Source organism: Methanothermobacter sp. DP (assembly GCF_026692625.1).
Lineage (GTDB): Archaea > Methanobacteriota > Methanobacteria > Methanobacteriales > Methanothermobacteraceae > Methanothermobacter > Methanothermobacter marburgensis.
Genome location: NZ_CP113501.1, coordinates 1,174,052 through 1,192,730, shown reverse-complemented (window position 1 = coordinate 1,192,730; position 18,679 = coordinate 1,174,052). Strand labels below are relative to the sequence as shown.

The window sequence follows — 18,679 nt, the reverse complement described above, 5'->3', positions numbered from 1 at the left end:
GGCTTTTGATTTATCATGATTGATACATGTAAAAGCTGGGAGTAATTCAAGTCTTTATATGATAGAGCTGGATGGAGGTTTTTGGCATGAACCCTTACATTGAAATACTGAGACCCGTAAACGCTGTCATGGCTGTAATAACCGTTATACTCATGGCCCTCATTGCCGGCAGGTTTGATGTTGATGTTCTCCTCGCATGCATAGTTGTTTTCACCGCCACAGGCGCAGGTAATGTGATAAATGACTACTTTGACCATGAAATTGACAGAGTTAACAGGCCATCACGCCCCATACCCTCAGGGAGGATCACAAGAGGGGCCGCTGGCACATATTCTGTCTTACTTTTTGTTTTGGCGTCAGCACTGGGATTCTACCTGGGCCCTCTACCGGGTCTTGTGGTGGTTTCCAGTTCCCTGCTCATGGTATACTATGCATGGAGCCTCAAGAAGAGGTGCCTTGTTGGCAACATAACCATATCCTTCCTCACAGGGATGAGCTTCGTCTTTGGTGGTATAGTTGTCGATGAGTTATCTGCATCCCTCTACCTTGGAACCTACGCCTTCCTCATGACCATGGCCAGGGAGATAGTCAAGGACATGGAGGACATGGAGGGGGACCTGGTTGAGGGTGCAACCACACTCCCCATAACACATGGTATGAGGGTTTCAGGGATCCTTGCGGCAGCTTTCATGTTATCAGCAAGCCTTACAAGCCCAAGCCTTTACATTATAGGGATATTCTCAATCCTCTACATCCCGGTCCTTGCAGTTGCAGTGCTTTTCTTTCTGAGGGCAGCCTTCATGATACTTAAAGGTCAGGATAGGGAAACTGCATCACGTGTTTCAGGACTCATAAAGGTGGGGATGGCGGTGACGTTCCTGGCATTCGCTGCCGGAAGCGGCACCGTAACAGGTATGGCTGGCATGGTAATTTAGATGTCACAAAAAAGATGCGAATGGGTGAAATTATTCACAAAAAACCTTTAGTGTATGTGAATGGTAGGAAACAATAGGGTAGGTGAAGGAGTAGATGTTCATCCCCCCAACCTTCATTTAACTCCTTCAACACCCTAAACTTTTTCTACATTTAACCCCCCTAACCTGTTCCAGGTGGTCAGCCACCTGGAACCACATTACTTATTGACGCGATAGAATCTCCAATGAGGTTTCATTCTTATTGAAGCCTACTCACCGCTTTTTATGCCCACAATATCAACCACATCGACCAGCTTCCATACATAGGAACGGTCCATCTCCACAAGGCATGTCAGGGGATCCTCAGGCGAATGACCGAGGGCCTTCAGGATGTTCCTTGATAGGCCGTGCTTCTCTATGAGGTCAGCGAACATCCCTTTAACCCTCTTCTTGGTTGAGGGGTCCTTCTCCTCGACTATCTGGCCCTGCAGTGTAACGAAACGGTAATCTGATAGGTCCTCATCATAGTGTTCTATCTCCACTGCGACGTAGGGGTTTTTCTTGAGGAGTTCTATCTTTCTGCCGTACCTTGTTGATAGGAAGTAGATGTGCTCCCCATCAAATACATAGAGGAAGGGTGCTATGTATGGATAGTCACCGTTGAAGGCTATCCTGCTCATGAAGTTGTCCATTATGAACTCATCGTACTCCTCCCTGCTCATGAGGGGAATCTTAACTATACCCATCACTCACACCTCCACGACGGGGTAACCAGCCCTCAGCCAGGCCCCGATACCCCCAAGTACAGTTGTGGCACTGAACCCATGCCTCTCGAGTATGCTGGCGGCTATCGTTGACTTGTAACCAGAATCACAGTATATAACCACATCCTTCTCGGGGATCATGTCAATGTTATCAGGGAGATCCCCCACCCAGATGTGCTCTGAGCCCTCAATGTAGAACCTTTCCCTGTCTGTGATCTTACGCACATCAAGCAGGAAGAGGTCACCCCTGAGTTCTCTGAGTTCATGGACGCTTATGGCCCTTAGGGCATTGAAATTGAGTCCAGCCATGTACCATGAGGGGAATCCCCCTGCAAGGTAACCTGCCATGTTATCATAGCCGAGCCTTAGGAGGGACCTCCTGACAGATTCAACGCCACCTCCATCATCCACCACCAGTACAGGGTCGTCGTAGTTGAGGAAGTACCCTGCAAAGGCCGCGAAGCCGTCCTGCCAGATGTTCAGGCTTCCGGGTATGTGGCCGGATGAGAAGCTTGTGGGGGTCCGGACATCAACCACCTGGGCGCCTTCATTCATGAGTTCCCTGAAGTCAGGGACAGGGAGGGCTTCAAGGTTGGGGTTCTCCACAGGGGCACCCCTAAGGTTGTTCTCCTCCATCCTCCTGAAGTATGGGGGTGTGTAGAGCCTCTCGGACATCTTGTGCTCAATGAACTCATCCCTCCCCATCTGGAGGTAGGGGTTTGTGAGCCTCTCATACCCCACAGTTGTAGTGTCCATGTCCCTTATGTCAGCCCCACAGACCGAACCCGCCCCATGGGCCGGGCAGACCACAACATGGTCCCCCAGGGGTAGTATCCTCTCATGTATACTATCATAGAGCAACCCAGCGGTTTCAGGGATTTTTTCAGGTCCAAAGAAATCAACACGCCCTGTTTCACCTGCGAATAATACATCACCCACGAATACAATCAGATAATCATCTGAAACGCTCCGGTCCCTCACCGCTACAGAGATGCTCTCATAGGTGTGGCCCGGTGTCTCCAGGACCTCCAGTTCAAGGTTTCCCAGACTGAAGGTGTCACCCTCCACAACAGAGGTGCCATACCTGAAATCCAGATTCGCCCCGTGGAGTATCTCGGCATCCACATACCGCGCCAGTTCCATGGATCCGATGGTGTAGTCCTCGTTCCTATGGGTCTCAAATATGTATCTGATATTCACGCTGTTTTTTTCTGCAAGTTCAAGGTACACATCCACATCCCTTCTTGGATCCACAACAGCAGCCTCACCACCCGATGCAAGAAAATAGGAATTATGGGATAGCCCCTCAGACTTTATTATCTCAAATATCATGCACCTCACCGGGTAATAATATGTAAACCGGCTTATTTATCATTTTCCAGAAAAAGCGAATAGCTCATTGAAGCAGTCTGTGGCGTTTTAATGGGGTCTTATGGGCCCAGTTTTTCATTCAAGGACAGGAGGGGTTTTATGGTACACAGATCACCCCTTCCATGAAAGGTAAGCCCATGATAGGAGCATAGTGATAACCATAAGGGATGCAGTAAGACCGAGTACCTCAGCAGCACCGAGGGTTCTTCCAGTGTAACTAATGGAGAAGGCGAGGAAAGAGATGAAAACAAGGCTTACATACCACCCATAAGCCGCCCCCATCACAAGATGCCCATCTTTAATTGACCTCTGGGGCATGAAGCCACCTGCTACAAGGAGTCCGCCGACAAGGAACAGCATTGAAGAGACATCATGGATCCCGGCCACCGCACTGAAAGCCGCCATGAGGATCACTGCGAGGCCACTGACCATAGTTGCAGTGTAAGCATCAGCTTCCATCTTCAAACTGCCGCCTCCCTTAAAATTCAGTTTCTAAAGCGGGAAAACAAGGCTCACACGCACGCCGTCATCCCCACTGATTCTGAGTTCACCATCAAGCTGCCCCGCAAGGTTTCTCATAAGATCCATGCCAAGGCCGCCGTCGGTATCCGTATCAAAGGTGGCTGGAAGACCGGGTCCGTTATCCTCAACCTCCACATGGACCATGCCCTCCCTCAAAAAGAGGCGTATGATGAGTTTGCCCTCTGATTTGAAAGCATGCTTCATGGCGTTGGTGACAGCCTCGTTGACTATTAAACCTGCAGGTATGGCCCTGTTTATATCCAGGTGAATGTCCTCCATATCGTAACTCACAGATATCCTTTTTTCAGGATAATTTGACCTGATCTCAGATACCAGGTCAACTATGTAATCGGAAAATGGTAGATCAGCCAGGCTTTTTGACTGGTATAGCTTCTCATGTATCATGGCCATGGACTTGACACGGTTGACACTATCGGTGAATACTTCAGCAGCCCTCTCATCTTCAATGCAGTATTTCTGGAGGTTAAGGAGGCTGGATATTATCTGGAGGTTGTTTTTGACCCTGTGATGTATCTCCCTGAGCATCACCTCCTTCTCCTTAAGTGACTTCCTGAGGGACCTCTCATATTCCCGTAGGCGGGTGATATCATGGATTCTTATGAGGAGGGCCTCTTCACCCTCCCAGGTAACAGAGGTTACACTCATTTCTGCTGTTTTCAAAGAACCGTCAGAGGATATGACATTTATTTCCTGAATATCCCCCTTCAGCGGAACTCCAACGACTTCACCAATACTTGAGGGGGTCATGGAGAGGTATTCCTCTGCAGCAGAATTGAAATATAGTGTTCTTCCATCAGAATCAACTATCAGGAGGGGGTCAGGACTCCCCTCAACCACACCCATGAAGTTGTTTCTTGAGATTTCAAGTTCTCTCTCATACTTCCTCTTGGAGGTCACGTCCACTGCATAGCCACCAACACCCAAACTCCCATCGGGAAGTTTGATGGAGAACTTATTGACCTCGTAGATTTTACCGCTTAGGGTTTCTTCTGAGCGATATAATCCATTTTTAATGGTCTTAAGGTCGGATTCTTGACATATCCTAGCTGCATCTGTATCCATTATCTCATAATCAGTTTTCCCCAGTAGCTCATCTCTTTCCATACCAAAGGACTCACAGAAATTTCTGTTTACGAGTATATACTTCAGCTCAGAGTTCTTGAGGAATACTATACTGGGGCTATTGTTTATGAAACTCTCAAAAATGTACTCAAGGTTTTCAATGTTCCGGATAAGTTCGCTTTCAAATTCAATAATCCTCAACCATTCTTCAACTTCAGGCTCCCCACCAGTGGCACTGGCAGCCTTATGGTCAATTTTGTAGTAGGGGTTCCAGTGAACCCTTGATTTCCACACAATGAGGGGGTGGGTTAGGAGCACACCCCGCAGGGTCTCCGCCTTGAAACATGACCTGCGGTACTGGCATAGTGCTATACATTCATTTTTACTGAAAAAATCCTTCAGAAGTGCTTCATACTCGATTATACGTTCACTTCCATCGATATCCCTAAGAATCCATGTGGCCTCACCGGTAACACGGAGACCATTGAAACCATCAGCAAGGGCCCTTTGAACTTCTGATTCAAGCAAACTTATCATTTTTTCAGGCTCAAAAACTCCTCCGGGCGCATAAACACCACTGTCCTTCAGGACAAACTGTCCCCTGGTCTCCGCTGAGGTTATATCCGGTATTGAATCAATGAGAGTTCTTCTCACTTCATCAGGGTCGTGTTCGTCAGTTATGTATATGCACCTCTCACCTGCCTTAAGGCCATTCATGATGAACGGGATGATCGCATCGATCCATTCATCCTCGTCATCGTAAATGAGGCAGATATGGTCCCCTCTCTTCATATTGCCTATCATGGACTTAAACTCGGGGAGTTTCAGCCTTGAAAGCCACTTTGATCTGTGTTCATTGAGATTCAATTTAAAACACCTAATATTCAACTTTTCAATTACTGTTGAGGGTATCCAAGGAATTTTCTGAGGGCCTCTCTGTCTGATAGGTCACCTATAACCCTCTTTCTGGGTTTGGGTCTCACCCTCTCAAGGGTTGGGATGGCCACAACACCATGCTCCCTTGCAAGCTGGGGGCATCTTGCAACATCAACCACATCGATATCAGCGTCATCCCCCAGAAGCTTCCTGAGGTTGCTCAGTGCTGTGTCTGAGAGGTAATCCCCACCCACAACGTAGAGCCTTAACTGAAGCCTCACCAGGATCCCCCCTTGAGTAGAATCCCCCTTTCAGTGAATTTCAGCTCTGCGATGCTGCTTGAGTGGTTCATCCCTCTGCTCTTGAGTATACGGAGGAGTCTCTTGTAGTCACCGTTGGTCCTCACATGCTCCAGGACGATCCATGTATCGATCAGTGATGAGATCTCAAGTTCAGTCTTGGTTACAGTGTCCTGTGACCTTATAAGGTACGTGAAGAGTGAGGTCACACCCCGTGACTTCAGGAAATCAGTGAACTTTATGAAGAGGTTCTTTGCATTGCTGGCCCTGTGTGAGGGGCCACCTGCAGCTGCAAGGCCAGTAACAGGGTCCACCAGCACAGTATCAGGTTTGAAGTCCATTACAAGGTCCTGCATCTCGGTGAGGTGGGATTCAAGTCCCAGTGATGTGGGCCTGTCAGCGTGTATCATGAGTTTATCATCAATATAATCTGTTAGGTGGATCCCCACAGATTCCATGTTCCGGATTACCTGATCTGCTGGCTCCTCATTGGCAAAGTAGAGGCAGCGTTCACCGCGGCGGCAGGCCTCATAGGCAAACTTTGAAAGAAGGGTGGTCTTACCGGCCCCTGTCGTACCTGATATGAGGACACTGGAACCCCGGTATACACCCCCACCCAGCATATCATCAAGGTCCGGTATCCCTGTGGAGACGAGTTCCCGGCTGACACTGTAATCCAGTTTGAGGGAGGTTATTGGGAAGATTGAGATTCCCCTCTCATTGATGAGGAAGGGGTACCTGTTGAGGCCGTGGCTGGAGCCGCGGTACTTGACTATTCGCATGTGTCTTGTTCCAACCTCCCCATCGAAGGTGTGGGTGAGGTGTATGACACAGTCAGAGATGTAGTCCTCAAGTCCATGTGTTGGTTTGCCCCCAGAGTCCCCGGCGGTGAATACGCTTGTAACCCCCATCCCATTCAGCCAGGATATGAGGTGGCGCAGTTCCATGTGGAGGGGCCCCCCCTGTCTGATACGCCATCAAAGAGGCTGTCCACCTTATCAAGGACAACCCTGCTGGCCCCTGTGGTTTTAACAGCATCATCGATCCTTATCTTAAGGGCATCCAGGCTGTAGGATCCTATACTGGGATCAGCTGCCCCTGAAACGTCTTCAATAAATATTTTCCCATCTTTAATCAGTTTTTCAAGGATCCTGTCATCTGTCTGGAAGTTCTCAACAATGTTATCCGCCGATTCATCAAAGCTCACAAGGACACCAGGCTCCCCGTAGTAGGATGCCCCATTCAGGAGAAACTCAACTGCAATGAATGTCTTTCCGGTACCTGGGCCACCATAGATGAGGGTGTTCCTCCCCTGGGGAAAACCACCCCCTGTTACCATATCAAGACCCTTTATGCCGGTAGGTGACTTTTCAATGGACCTGAACCTCAATCAACCACCCCACACAGGAAGAATACTGGGAAACCTGATGTGATCCCCCTACTGGATTTCCACTTAATACTATATTAATCACTGGAGGCATAAAATACTTGTGACGACCAGATGTGAGCATCAGCTGAAGGGGTTCCTATGGATAATATAATTGAAACAGAGGGTATAAGCAAGAGATATGATGATTTCCTGGCGGTTAACTCCGTGGATCTGGAGGTCCCTGAAAACTCCATTTACGGTGTCCTGGGACCTAACGGCGCAGGTAAAACCACACTGATATCAATGCTCTGCACCATACTCCGCCCCACATCGGGGAATGCCATGGTAAACGGCTACGACATTGTGAGGGAGGCCAGGAAGGTGAGGGAGTCCATAGGCATAGTCTTCCAGTCAAGGGCCCTCGACGACATACTCACAGGGAGGGAGCACCTTGAAATGCACGCCGCCCTCTATGGGGTCCCCAGGAATATAAGGGAGAGAAGGATAGATGAGGTCCTTGAACTCATAGCCCTGGGTGATAAGGCCGATGAGTATGTGAAGACATATTCCGGGGGTATGAAAAGGCGTCTCGAGATAGGCCGTGGCCTGATACACCACCCCAGGGTGCTCTTCCTTGACGAGCCAACCCTTGGACTCGACCCCCAGACAAGGGAGAGCATCTGGAGGTACATAGAGAGGCTCAACAGGGAGGAGGACGTTACCGTGCTCCTCACCACCCACTACATGGAGGAGGCAGATAAACTCTGCGATGAGGTGGCCATAATGAGCCGTGGGGAGATAATAAAGGCTGACAGCCCCTCAAACCTCAAGAGGGAACTTGGGGCAGACACCATAACAGTCAGGGTTGACAGGGCAGATGAATTCCATGAACTCCTGGTGAAACAGGAGTACGTTAAGAAGGCCTACCTCGTGGATGACGAGGTCAAGGTTCTCGTTGAGAGGGGCGAAAACCTCGTACCAGAGATCGTTAACCTTGCAGCGAGGACCGGATTCTATGTGAGGTCCGTGGAACTGGAACACCCCACCCTTGAGGACGTGTTCATAAGGTACACGGGTAGAGGTATAAGTGAGGCATGATATGGCAGAAATTGAGGGCGTATACAGGGGTAGTAGGTGAGGTTTGATATCATGGCGGAACTTGAGGGCATATACACAATATGGCTGCGTGAGATGAAGCGTTTCTTCCGTTACCGTTCAAGGATAGTCACATCTGTGGTAACCCCCCTCCTCTGGCTCATAATATTCGGAACAGGTCTGGGGGCTGCTGTCAGGTTTGGTGGAGTGGTCGGTGGCTACAGGGCCTTCATCTATCCGGGTATAATAGGTCAGACAATACTCTTCACCAGCATATTCTCAGGGGTCTCTGTGATAATAGACCGGCAGTATGGGTTCCTGAAGGAGATACTGGTTGCACCCATATCAAGGCCCTCCATAGTGATCGGGAAGGCACTGGGGATAAGCACTGCCTCGATGATACAGGCGGCCATCCTCCTTGTCCTGTCATTCATAGTGGGAGTTACAATGTCCCCCATCTGCTTCGCTGTTAGCATGGTGATAGCCCTCATAATATCCATGGGCCTCGGTGGTCTGGGGCTTATGATAGCGGCCTTCACAGACAGCATGGAGGGGTTCAACCTCATAATGAGTTTCATAGTGCTCCCAATATTCCTCCTTAGCGGGGCACTGTTCCCAATAACTGGACTCCCTGCCTGGCTTCAGGGTGCGGTCTATATAAACCCGCTGACCTATGCAGTAGACGCCCTCAGGTTCACAATACTGAGAAATTCGGTGCTTCCACTTGAGGTTAACTTTGCGGTGATATCGGTTTTTGCAGTTATAGCCGTTCTTGCAGCAGCCTTCCTCTTCAACAGGAAGGAGCAGAATTTAATGTAATTAACAATACCCCAAATTCTCTGTTCATCATATTCTGACTAGACCTATTCAACCTCACTTACAAGGAGCTGATCATTATCTGTTCAGTGCCCCCCTTAGTCCTTAATGCCCTCCATGGAAATTATTACCGAAACAAAAATAGATAAATTTATATACTATAATGTCAACATTACACATTGACATCACAGGGGGTATTGAATTAAGGATCAAAATAGAGTTAAAATCAGATAAAAGACAGTTTAAGATTCCCTACAACTACAATCACGTTGTTTCTGCCATCATTTACAGGAGGATAGCGGATCTTGACCTTGCAAGCCAGCTCCACGGCGGGAGGGGCTTCAAGTTCTTCACCTTCTCCCAGCTCAACATACCCCGGAGGAGGGCCTTCAAGAATTTCCTCCTATCAGATGATGGGAGGTTCTATTTCTTCATATCCTCACCCAACGTTGAGCTCATCAAGAGCCTTGTGGAGGGCTTCATAGATAAACCGGAGATTGATTTCCTCAGGGGGAGGGTTAATGTCGAGTACGTTGAATTTCTGAAGCCCCCTGAGTTCCGGAGAAACATGAAGTTCAGGACACTCTCACCAATCATAATAAAAACGGTGAAGGAGGAGGATGGGGTGCTGAAGCAGTGGGACGTGAACCCCAACGACCTGAAATTCTATGAGAACCTCCAGAAGAACCTTGTAAGGAAATACTCAGAATTCCATGGGGGCTACGATGGTGACGAATACCTCAGGGTCATACCCTACCAGAGGTCCATAAAGAGGAAGAGGATCATGATCCCCAAGGAGGACGCCGAGACCTACCACAGGGCATATCACATGAAATTCAGGATAGAGGGTGACCCAAGACTTATAGAGTTCGGCTATGATTGTGGATTTGGTGAAAAAAATAGCATGGGATTTGGAATGGTGGTTCCATCATGAATTTTGAATTCAGAGAAGAATCCGGACTTGAATTTACAGGTAACTGGTTCATTGACTCAGGGATCCTGGGTTTTGTAAGGTTACTTGAGGACATATACGGCATCGACCTTCATGAAATCAGGGAGATGGCCAGAAGGAGGGAAATACTGTATTTTGGCTTATTCCCATTTGCATATATCTGCAGCGAGATAAACAGAAAGGCCACAGATCACTCCAGGGTCCCAGAAGACTTGATAAACGAATTCAGATTTGAACTCCTGAACTCTGATTGGGAATCTGGAGAGGAAGTCTTTGAGTTCACATGGAATAATTATGTCACAAGGGCCGCAATGAAGGTCTGGGCTGACAGAAAAGTTGAATCGGTACTCTTCAAGAAAAAGGGTGTTGATGAACTACCCCATGATCTAAAAAATTCTGTAAATCCGATTAAAAAGGATATTGATGAACTTGAGAAGAAACTGGTCGAGAATCATGCAGATGATCTGGGCGCGATTCTGGGACGCAGATTCAAGGGATTCAAATCTGAGGATATTGCTAAGGTCCTTTCAGTAACTGACGATGACCTCAGGGAATTCCCTGAAGAGCTTTCATATTCATTTAAGGAGTACAGGGACTGTCTCCTGAATCTCATAGGCTTGTTTGAGGAAAAATGGAAGAGGGACGTTGTTGGTAAGGAGAGGATTCCAGAGGACCTTGATCTATTCTATAGGCTTCCCATAGATAACAAGTTCTATAAGAACTTTCTGTTCTTCCAGTACTCGGCCGCACACCAGAAACAGAAGGAGAGCCTCCTTAATATAATAAGTTTCAGGGTAGAAGACCTTGAAGTACTTAAAAAGGTGGATAAGACCATCAACAAGTTTTTAACATCCTACAAAAAGGCAGAAAACACTTACTACGCCCCCTTAACAAGCAGGCACCTTAAAAGTTTCAGCGAATACCTCTTCGTGTACCTCATATCATTTGACAGGGCATTCGAGTTCTTCAACAGGATGGGTTATGTCCTGTTCTATTCAAACGACCTTGATATAACATACAGGGTCAACAGGAAACTCAGAATCAGAAAGTCAAAGATAGACCAGAGTGTCCTCCTGAGGATTACATGGCAGGAGATCCTAGATTCCCTTATTGAACTTAAATCTGAGTGGGCCCTTGAAAACATGTACATCATAAAGTACAGGGACGTTAACAGCCAGACCCAGCGATTCGTGGATGTTGAGTACATAGGGATCTCAAAGATGCACGCGGCGATCCTCCTTGATGATGTGATAAGGGAGAACCTTAACCATACGCTGCAGGTGGGCAAGTCAGAGTACGTGTGGCTTCTTGAACATTTAATTCAGAATAAACCGCTGAAGCCAGTGATCATGCGCCACCTTGTGATGAGGGCCAGCAGGAGGACGGGTCAGATGAGTATCAAGCCCCTCATCTACGCCCTAGCGATAGACTCGGAGGTTTTCTCTGGTTTAAACCCAGGGGTGTTTGAGGATCCCCTTGAAATTTCACCGAGAATGGAAGAGGTTGTTTTCAGGATAAAGGAGGCATATGGGGAGATGAATACAGCCCGAAGGAATGTCACTGAACTTATCCCCAGGGGCACCAGGGAAAATGCCCTGAATCATCTCATGTCAATTCTCAGGAGAAATAACAGGTACCTTTTCGTAAATACTCTTCTGAAGATCTTTATCCAGGAAAACGAGGCATTTCACAGGCTCAAGAATTACCTGTTTAACAGGATCCTCCAGAACGATGAAACATGGGATATTTACGCTGCAGCTCTTTTAACAGGATTTTTAGGAGGCAGATGATGCATAAAAAGTTAAAACCCCTCTCTGAGGTGGACTACTGGCAGATAAAGAAATATTCAAGGTCTGCATTTGAGAATATAGGCTCTGAAAGCTACAGACAGCGACTGGTCTATAAACTTCTGAACACCGCCAGGGTCAATAACCAGTCGGAATTTTTCTCCTTCCTTCTGAGGACTCTGAACTCAAAAAAAGGAGATGAAAATGTCAGGAAACTCTGTAGAAAACTTGAATGGGTCTACCCATTGAATCCTGAAAATTTTGAGAAGGTCGCATACTCCATAATCATCGGTATAATGGCAGCAGGTAAAGGTGAATGAAATGTCAAGGCACATCGTAATGGATCTTGTATTCTATGGAAACTCCCTCAACTATGACCAGGGTAGTGGAAACTACCAGGAACTAAAGAAGATAACCAAGTGGGATGGGCGGCAGTACACACTGGTGAGCAGATATGCCCTCAGGTACAGCATGCTGGACACCGCAGAGAAGGTTGGATTATTTGAACTTGCAGACGCCAGCAACCTTATTAAGTCAGGTAAGGGGGACAGCACGGTTATACAGCCAGCCACAGAATTCCTCCTCACAGGCGACATACTTGAGTACCCTGAGTTTGACCTCTTCGGCTACCTCATAACCGAGACAACCCCACAGAACTTCCGGACAGCACCGGTAAAGGTTGGCCACGCGGTTTCAATGACCCCATTCATGTATGACGCCCATTTCAACGCCAACATAGGCCTTGCCAACCGCATGCGCAAGCGCCACGGTGAAATGAAGCCCAACCCCTTCACAGCAGAGGAACATGAAACCTTCTACCAGTACTCCATAGTTGTTGACGTTGACAGTATAGGTGAGATTGAAATTTACATTGCTGAGGGCAGCGACGTAACAGTTGCCGAGGGCAAATACAAACTTGAAGGAATCGAGAAGGTATCAAGCCTCAATGGTGAGGGGCTCCTCATCCAGCTTAAAAAGGGAAGGAATAAAAAGGAGATACTCCAGTCAGAGAAGGTTGAATTGCTTGAATTTGAGAAGATAGATAAGGTTTACAGGATAAGATACAGACTCAAGGATGAGGAAAAGATAAAGGAACGTATCAGGAGCCTTTTAAAGACTGTAATGAATCTTAAAAGGACAATAAAGGCCCGCAACGAGGACCTATCCCCAAAACTGCTGGTCCTTGGACTCTACAGGGATTCACCCTACAGGACATTCAAGGACAGGATAGCCCTTCTCGATGAGTACACAGAGGAAGAGTACGATGAAATAGAGGAGCAGGAAACAGATAAGGGCCGAATACTCAGGGTTAAACATGTCACAAACAAACAGAGGAAACCTGTTTTTGAAGTAAGCGGTCTTGATGCAGAAACACTGGAAATGGATGATGTGGAGGAATTCGTAGAGAAAATATTCGGTGAAGGTGAATTATCTGAGGTGGCCGTCTTCACAGATCCCGCCATAGAGTTAAAGAGAAATTCAGGGGATTAGGATGGAGACCCTTGCAGTTGAGATCTTTCAGCCGTTCGCCCAGTTCAGAAACCCCTTCACATTTGACTACGCCCAGACGTATCCCCTGAGTCCAAAGTCAACTGTAACAGGGATGCTGCAGAATGCAACAGGCAGATACTACGACCAGGAAATCAGCAGGATCAGCATGAGCATCCACGGCCTCTTTGAGAGCACCTTCTGGAACTACCAGAGCTTCATAATGGGGGATATCTCACTTAAATCCCATCGAAATAAACTTAAACTATGGAATAAGGGCTATCCACTCTACAATGAGAATAAAAAATCACAGAGAAGTCCATCATATCAGCAGGAGCTTTTCAACGGCCACTACTATATATTCCTGAGGGGTGATGGGGAGATCCTTGAGGAGATAGAAGAGGCCCTCTTGAAACCCTCCAGGACGCTTTACCTTGGAAGATCAGAGGACATTATCTTCATAAGGGGCATCCACAGGGACTTTGAGGCTGAAGAGAAGAAGGTTAAAAAGAGCCTCTGGCTCACATACCCGACCTACCTGAAGCTCAGAAGTGGTGATGAACACCTTCCACTGAAAAATGAGAAATTTCCGGTTTACTCAATCCCTGAGAGGGTCCTCTTCAGGAACGGCGATAATATAATATCAAATAAGGCTGAACTGGGCCCTGAAACCGAAAGGATACCCTCATTCCAGACAGTTATCTACACTGGGATGAACCAGGTCCTCTTTTTAAGGGACACAATAAGGACCGAGGTCTACAGACTTGATGATGGACCAATATTCAAAATACCGGCAGATTTCGGGTGGCTATGATGGAACTGATAGACCTGATAAGGGCAAAATCTGATGACCAGCCCTCCTATCTCTTAAAGGATCATCTAATGGAGACAGCGGCCCGGGTGGACGCCTTCCATAACTTTTACCGGGAAAACATGCAGAACTTTTCCCACAGGATTGAAGGGGAAACCTTTGAGGCCCTTGCGGCGGCTGCAATAATACATGACCTTGGAAAGATAGACTACAACTTCCAGAAGAAACTCAGGGGCGATGAAAAGGGTGAATGGGAAGTCCTAGAGGAATTCCTCTCACCACTCAAACAGCTGAAGAGGTCCCCGAGACATGAGATAATCTCCATAATATGGAGCACATTTCTCATGGGGAATGATGAAAATGACGCTGTGATGAGGACAGCAATACTGCTCCACCACTATAATGAATACTTCATTAACGAGAAGGACCTCATGGAACTCGTATTCACATACAGGGAAGCCTTTGAGACCTACCTCTCATTCATCATTGAAAGGAGAGATGAACTTGAGAGGTTCCTGGAGGACCTGCTGGATTACATTCAGGATTCAATCCCGTCTGACCTCATAGGTTCAGCGGTGGCAAGGATAAAAACTACAATGGACTTTGATAAGCCAGAGATCCTCCTCACAAAGATAAGGGAATATGACGATGACATATCCGACTTTGCGGTTCTCTATGAACCTGAAGAAAACTCTCTGGATTTCCTTGTAATATCAGGGCTGCTCAGAAAGGCGGATTACTCAGCAAGTGCCGGCGTTGACATTGAAATGTTCACTGAAGAGGTTTTCCAGGATATTGAGGAGAAAATAAAATCAAGGATAGGGGGAGAACCCTGGCAGATAGGTTTAATTAACGATTTCGGGGATTCAGGGAAACTTGTTCTGGTGGCGCCCACTGGCTCAGGGAAAACAGAGTTCTCACTCCTATGGGCCTCACGTCAGGGAAGAAAATTCATCTATACCCTCCCACTGAGGGTTGCCCTCAACGATATATTCATGAGACTGAGGGACTCCGATGGGTACTTCCGTTCTGATGAGATTGATATACTTCATTCAACAGCATTCATAGAGTACCTCCGGGAGGAGAGGAGGGGACGGGACACGGACCTTGATGGGATGCTCACCTCCGCCAGGCTCTTGGCATCCCCCGTACTCCTCACAACACCAGACCAGGTCCTGATAACCTCCCTCAACTATTTCGGCTCAGACAAGGTGATCTCAGCCTATCCATTCAGTTCAATTGTTATCGATGAGGTGCAGACCTACAATGAGGAAATGGCCGCTGTTATCATCAAGACCCTGCAGATGATAAGTGAACTCGACGGCAGCATACTGGTCATGACAGCCACCCTCCCACCCTACTTCAGGAGGTTCCTTGATGCCATGGACTTCCAGGTACTTGACGTCTCAACCATCAACAGGCAGGATGAAATAAAGAACCTCAGCATGAGGAGGCACGTCCTCAAACTGATGGACGAACCCCTCTTCAGTGACGAACTTGAGGTTTCAGGCGAACTTGATGGACTAATTGAGGAAAACGCAGGTAAAAATATCCTGATAGTTGTGAACAATGTTCAGAAGGCGGTTGAACTTTACAGGGAATACTCCGATGACCCTCACGTTTACCTCCTCCACTCAAGACTCCTTGAGAAGGAAAAATCACGGAGGATAAGGGAAATAAAGGAAAAACAGAGGGAAGATAAGGGCCTCATGGTGATATCAACCCAGATCATAGAGGCCTCGGTTGACCTGGACTTCGATGTCATGATAACAGAGATCTCAACCATAGACAGCCAGATCCAGAGATGGGGCAGGATCTACAGGAACAGGGACCGGGATTATAACTCCACTGAGCCCAACATAATCGTCTTCACAGGTACAGACAGGAGGACATCACTCATATACGATAAGAAGGTTGTGGATGCAACCCGGAGGGTTCTCAGGGGATATGAGGGCAGGGCCCTTGACTATCAGATGGAAAAAAACATGATTGAAGACGTCTTCAGGGAGGAATTCAATGGCCTTAGCCTCAGAGAGGTCTACGAAAACAGGATAGATGAGATACTATCTGATCTGGACTACTTCACGGTTGAGAAGAGAACCCAGGCACAGCGCCTTTTCAGGAACATGGCAGGCTACAAGGTCTTCATACCAGAGGCTGTCCTCCGTTACTCAGAATCTGAAATAGAACTGGCCTTCGCTGAACTCATAAAGGGAGATTACAGGCTCTGGAAGGATATACTGGCTGAGATTGAGGAGAGAACAGGTGAGAAAACCACCATGTGGGACCTCCGGAGGGTCCTCTATGAGTACTCCATCAATGTACCGGTATTCTATGAGGAAAAGAGCGACTTCTGGAGCAGGACGACCGGGGAATTCAAGGGATTCTACATATGGGGCAATATTGACGATGAGGAAGTTGAACTCATAGGTGAACTTGGACTTGACAGTGTGTTCGGTGAGGATGAATCATCATTCATATTCTAGTGATCCACTGAGTTTGGCCCTGGCAGGTAAAATCATCATATTCCAGTGATGGAAATGACCATGATCTCTGAACTGGAAGGGGATCCAGCTGTTCGGGGGCTGCAGATAAACTACTACTTCATCTGCAGAACAAAACTCTGGTTCTTCTCCCACAACATTCAGATGGAGAGGGAATCTGAGCTCGTTAAACTTGGGAGGCTCCTCCATGAGGAATCATATAGCCGTGAGAAGAAGGAACTCATAATAGACGACCTCATAGCCGCCGACTTCGTTAAAAGGAAGGACTGTCTTGAGGTCCATGAGGTTAAAAAGAGCAACACCATGGAGGATGCCCACAGGTTCCAGCTCCTCTACTACCTTTTCTACCTTAAACATGTGAAGGGGATAGAGAATCTGAAGGGATTCATTGATTATCCGGCCCTCAAAAAGAGAACAGAGGTTTCTCTAAATGATGAGGACGAAGAGGAACTTAAAAGTGTGATTAAGGATATCGATGGGATAATAAGGGGGCCGCCTCCAGCGCCCCAGAGGAAACCCATCTGCAGGAGCTGTGCCTACTTTGAACTTTGCTGGATCTGATCCCAACTGAAATTTGAATATCTCAGGACTAGCTGATCTGATTCCTATCAACTGAATCTGAATATAACCAGGATTATCTCTGATCCTGCTGGAGGTATCATGACAAGAAGGAACTATTACCTGACAACGGACGGGTTACTTAAAAGAAAGGAGAACACAGTGTATTTTTTAAACAAGGATTCAAAGAGACCCCTGCCAATAAACAAGATCTACTCCATATACGCATATGGGGCTCTCAGCATCTCCTCCCAGGTTCTGAACCTTCTGTCAAGGGAGGGAATACCTGTACACTTTTTCAACCGCTATGGATTCTACACCGGTAGCTTCTACCCCCGTGAAACACTGCTCTCAGGGGACATCATCATTAAACAGGCTGAACACGTCCTTGACCATGGGAGGAGAATGGAACTTGCAAAATCATTCGTAAGTGGGGCAGCACTCAACATGAAGAGGGTCCTGGGGTACTACGGCCTTGAGAATGGCATATCCGATACACTGGGGGATCTTGAATCATCAGTTTCAATCACGGAGGTCATGAATGTCGAGGCAAGGATACGATCAGACTACTACAGGGCCATCGACGGGATACTCCCTGAGGGATTCAGGATTGAGAGGAGGACAAGGAGGCCCCCTGAGAATATGGCGAATGCAATGATAAGCTTCGGGAATTCCCTCCTCTACTCAACAGTCATAACTGAACTCTACAATACACAGTTAAATCCAACCATCTCCTATCTCCACGAACCCTTTGAACGGAGGTATTCACTGGCACTTGACCTCAGTGAGATATTCAAGCCAACCATAATTGACAGGATGATAATCTCCTTAATCAAGAAGAGGGCGATTAAGGTTGAGGACTTTGAGCACGGAATGAATCAGTGCCTCCTCAACGACTCAGGGAAAAGAAAATTCCTCGCCGAGTATGACAGGAGACTCGGAAAAACGGTTAAACACAGGGAACTGGGTAGAAAGGTCTCCTACAGGCGCCTCATAAGACTCGAAGCGTATAAACTCATAAAGCACCTCATCGGCCAGAAGAAGTATGAGCCCTTCGTGATGTGGTGGTAGGATGTATCTTCTAATCGTATATGACGTTGGAGTTGAGAGGGTTAACAAGGTTAAGTCGTATCTGAGGACAGAACTCCACTGGGTCCAGAACTCAGTATTTGAGGGTGAGGTTACTGAGAGTCAGTTCAGACGCATAGAGATGAACCTTAAGAGGATCATAGATGAGGATAGGGACTCGGTGGTCATATACTCATTCCGGTCAGAGAGTGCATTTAAGAGAAATGTTCTTGGGGTGGAAAAATCCCCCCTTGATGTGATACTTTAGTTGGATGGGGGTTTAGGAGAAGAGGAGGATCTATTCCTCCTCAATCTCTTGATGTGATACTTTAGTTGGATGGGGGGTTCTCTGGGTACTGGTCTCATCCAGATTCAGGCAACATAAGAAAAACCCTTTTATAA

19 protein-coding genes are annotated in these 18,679 nt (G+C 47.4%); 12 read left to right on the top strand and 7 right to left on the bottom strand.

The features are described 5' to 3' along the window. Positions 1-86 precede the first annotated feature (86 nt). Entirely contained in the window at positions 87-935 is an 849-nt protein-coding gene (locus tag OXN82_RS06365) for a UbiA family prenyltransferase (protein WP_321211074.1), read from the top strand. Between the two features lie 248 nt (positions 936-1,183). Here OXN82_RS06365 and OXN82_RS06360 read toward each other — a convergent pair whose 3' ends face one another. From OXN82_RS06360 to OXN82_RS06330, 7 genes are all read right to left on the bottom strand, one after another. Further along, on the bottom strand, positions 1,184-1,660 hold the full coding sequence (locus OXN82_RS06360; RefSeq protein ID WP_321211073.1) for a pyridoxamine 5'-phosphate oxidase family protein: 477 nt from the start codon (positions 1,658-1,660) through the stop codon (positions 1,184-1,186). Positions 1,661-1,663: 3 nt separating this feature from the next. After that, on the bottom strand, positions 1,664-3,010 hold the full coding sequence (locus tag OXN82_RS06355) for an MBL fold metallo-hydrolase (RefSeq protein ID WP_321211072.1): 1,347 nt from the start codon (positions 3,008-3,010) through the stop codon (positions 1,664-1,666). Positions 3,011-3,160: 150 nt separating this feature from the next. Beyond that, positions 3,161-3,514, bottom strand: a complete 354-nt coding sequence (locus OXN82_RS06350) for a hypothetical protein (RefSeq protein WP_321211071.1) — start codon at positions 3,512-3,514, stop codon at positions 3,161-3,163. Between the two features lie 27 nt (positions 3,515-3,541). Beyond that, positions 3,542-5,521 carry an MEDS domain-containing protein gene (locus tag OXN82_RS06345; RefSeq protein ID WP_321211070.1) on the bottom strand — a complete coding sequence of 660 codons (1,980 nt, stop codon included), beginning with the start codon at positions 5,519-5,521 and terminating at the stop codon, positions 3,542-3,544. 29 nt (positions 5,522-5,550) lie between these two features. Then, positions 5,551-5,811, bottom strand: a complete 261-nt coding sequence (locus OXN82_RS06340; RefSeq protein ID WP_321211069.1) for a circadian clock KaiB family protein — start codon at positions 5,809-5,811, stop codon at positions 5,551-5,553. Then, a complete protein-coding gene (gene kaiC / locus OXN82_RS06335) occupies positions 5,808-6,776 on the bottom strand; it encodes a circadian clock protein KaiC (RefSeq protein WP_321211068.1) in 969 nt (322 codons plus the stop codon). Before kaiC ends, OXN82_RS06340 begins: the two co-directional genes overlap by 4 nt. Then, a complete protein-coding gene (locus tag OXN82_RS06330; RefSeq protein WP_321211067.1) occupies positions 6,746-7,219 on the bottom strand; it encodes an ATPase domain-containing protein in 474 nt (157 codons plus the stop codon). The genes kaiC and OXN82_RS06330 overlap by 31 nt, the downstream gene beginning before the upstream one ends. Before the next feature lie 138 nt (positions 7,220-7,357). Here OXN82_RS06330 and OXN82_RS06325 point away from each other — a divergent pair, with 138 nt between their 5' ends. The 11 genes from OXN82_RS06325 to cas2 all read left to right on the top strand — a co-directional run bounded on the left by OXN82_RS06325 (position 7,358) and on the right by cas2 (position 18,545). Then, the gene (locus OXN82_RS06325) at positions 7,358-8,296 is read left to right on the top strand and encodes an ATP-binding cassette domain-containing protein (RefSeq protein WP_321211066.1); all 939 of its coding nucleotides are present in this window, start codon (positions 7,358-7,360) and stop codon (positions 8,294-8,296) included. A gap of 51 nt (positions 8,297-8,347) precedes the next feature. Further along, complete coding sequence (locus tag OXN82_RS06320; protein ID WP_321212168.1) at positions 8,348-9,112, top strand: ABC transporter permease; 765 nt, start codon at positions 8,348-8,350, stop codon at positions 9,110-9,112. A 160-nt stretch (positions 9,113-9,272) separates the two neighbouring features. Then, positions 9,273-10,043: a CRISPR-associated endoribonuclease Cas6 gene (gene cas6, locus OXN82_RS06315; RefSeq protein WP_321211065.1), complete on the top strand. Its 771-nt coding sequence runs from the start codon at positions 9,273-9,275 to the stop codon at positions 10,041-10,043. Beyond that, positions 10,040-11,851 (top strand): hypothetical protein, encoded by a 1,812-nt coding sequence (locus OXN82_RS06310; RefSeq protein WP_321211064.1) that lies wholly within the window; start codon positions 10,040-10,042, stop codon positions 11,849-11,851. Before cas6 ends, OXN82_RS06310 begins: the two co-directional genes overlap by 4 nt. Continuing rightward, entirely contained in the window at positions 11,851-12,168 is a 318-nt protein-coding gene (locus OXN82_RS06305; protein ID WP_321211063.1) for a hypothetical protein, read from the top strand. The genes OXN82_RS06310 and OXN82_RS06305 overlap by 1 nt, the downstream gene beginning before the upstream one ends. A 1-nt stretch (position 12,169) precedes the next feature. Further along, the gene (cas7i, locus tag OXN82_RS06300) at positions 12,170-13,339 is read left to right on the top strand and encodes a type I-B CRISPR-associated protein Cas7/Cst2/DevR (RefSeq protein ID WP_321211062.1); all 1,170 of its coding nucleotides are present in this window, start codon (positions 12,170-12,172) and stop codon (positions 13,337-13,339) included. Between the two features lies 1 nt (position 13,340). Next, positions 13,341-14,150, top strand: a complete 810-nt coding sequence (cas5b, locus tag OXN82_RS06295) for a type I-B CRISPR-associated protein Cas5b (RefSeq protein ID WP_321211061.1) — start codon at positions 13,341-13,343, stop codon at positions 14,148-14,150. After that, positions 14,150-16,633, top strand: a complete 2,484-nt coding sequence (gene cas3, locus OXN82_RS06290) for a CRISPR-associated helicase Cas3' (RefSeq protein ID WP_321211060.1) — start codon at positions 14,150-14,152, stop codon at positions 16,631-16,633. The genes cas5b and cas3 overlap by 1 nt, the downstream gene beginning before the upstream one ends. Positions 16,634-16,681: 48 nt before the next feature. Beyond that, on the top strand, positions 16,682-17,212 hold the full coding sequence (gene cas4, locus OXN82_RS06285; protein WP_321211059.1) for a CRISPR-associated protein Cas4: 531 nt from the start codon (positions 16,682-16,684) through the stop codon (positions 17,210-17,212). Positions 17,213-17,311: 99 nt separating this feature from the next. Beyond that, positions 17,312-18,280 carry a type I-B CRISPR-associated endonuclease Cas1b gene (cas1b, locus tag OXN82_RS06280; RefSeq protein ID WP_321211058.1) on the top strand — a complete coding sequence of 323 codons (969 nt, stop codon included), beginning with the start codon at positions 17,312-17,314 and terminating at the stop codon, positions 18,278-18,280. Position 18,281: 1 nt separating this feature from the next. Then, positions 18,282-18,545 carry a CRISPR-associated endonuclease Cas2 gene (gene cas2, locus OXN82_RS06275; protein WP_321211057.1) on the top strand — a complete coding sequence of 88 codons (264 nt, stop codon included), beginning with the start codon at positions 18,282-18,284 and terminating at the stop codon, positions 18,543-18,545. Positions 18,546-18,679: the final 134 nt, after the last annotated feature.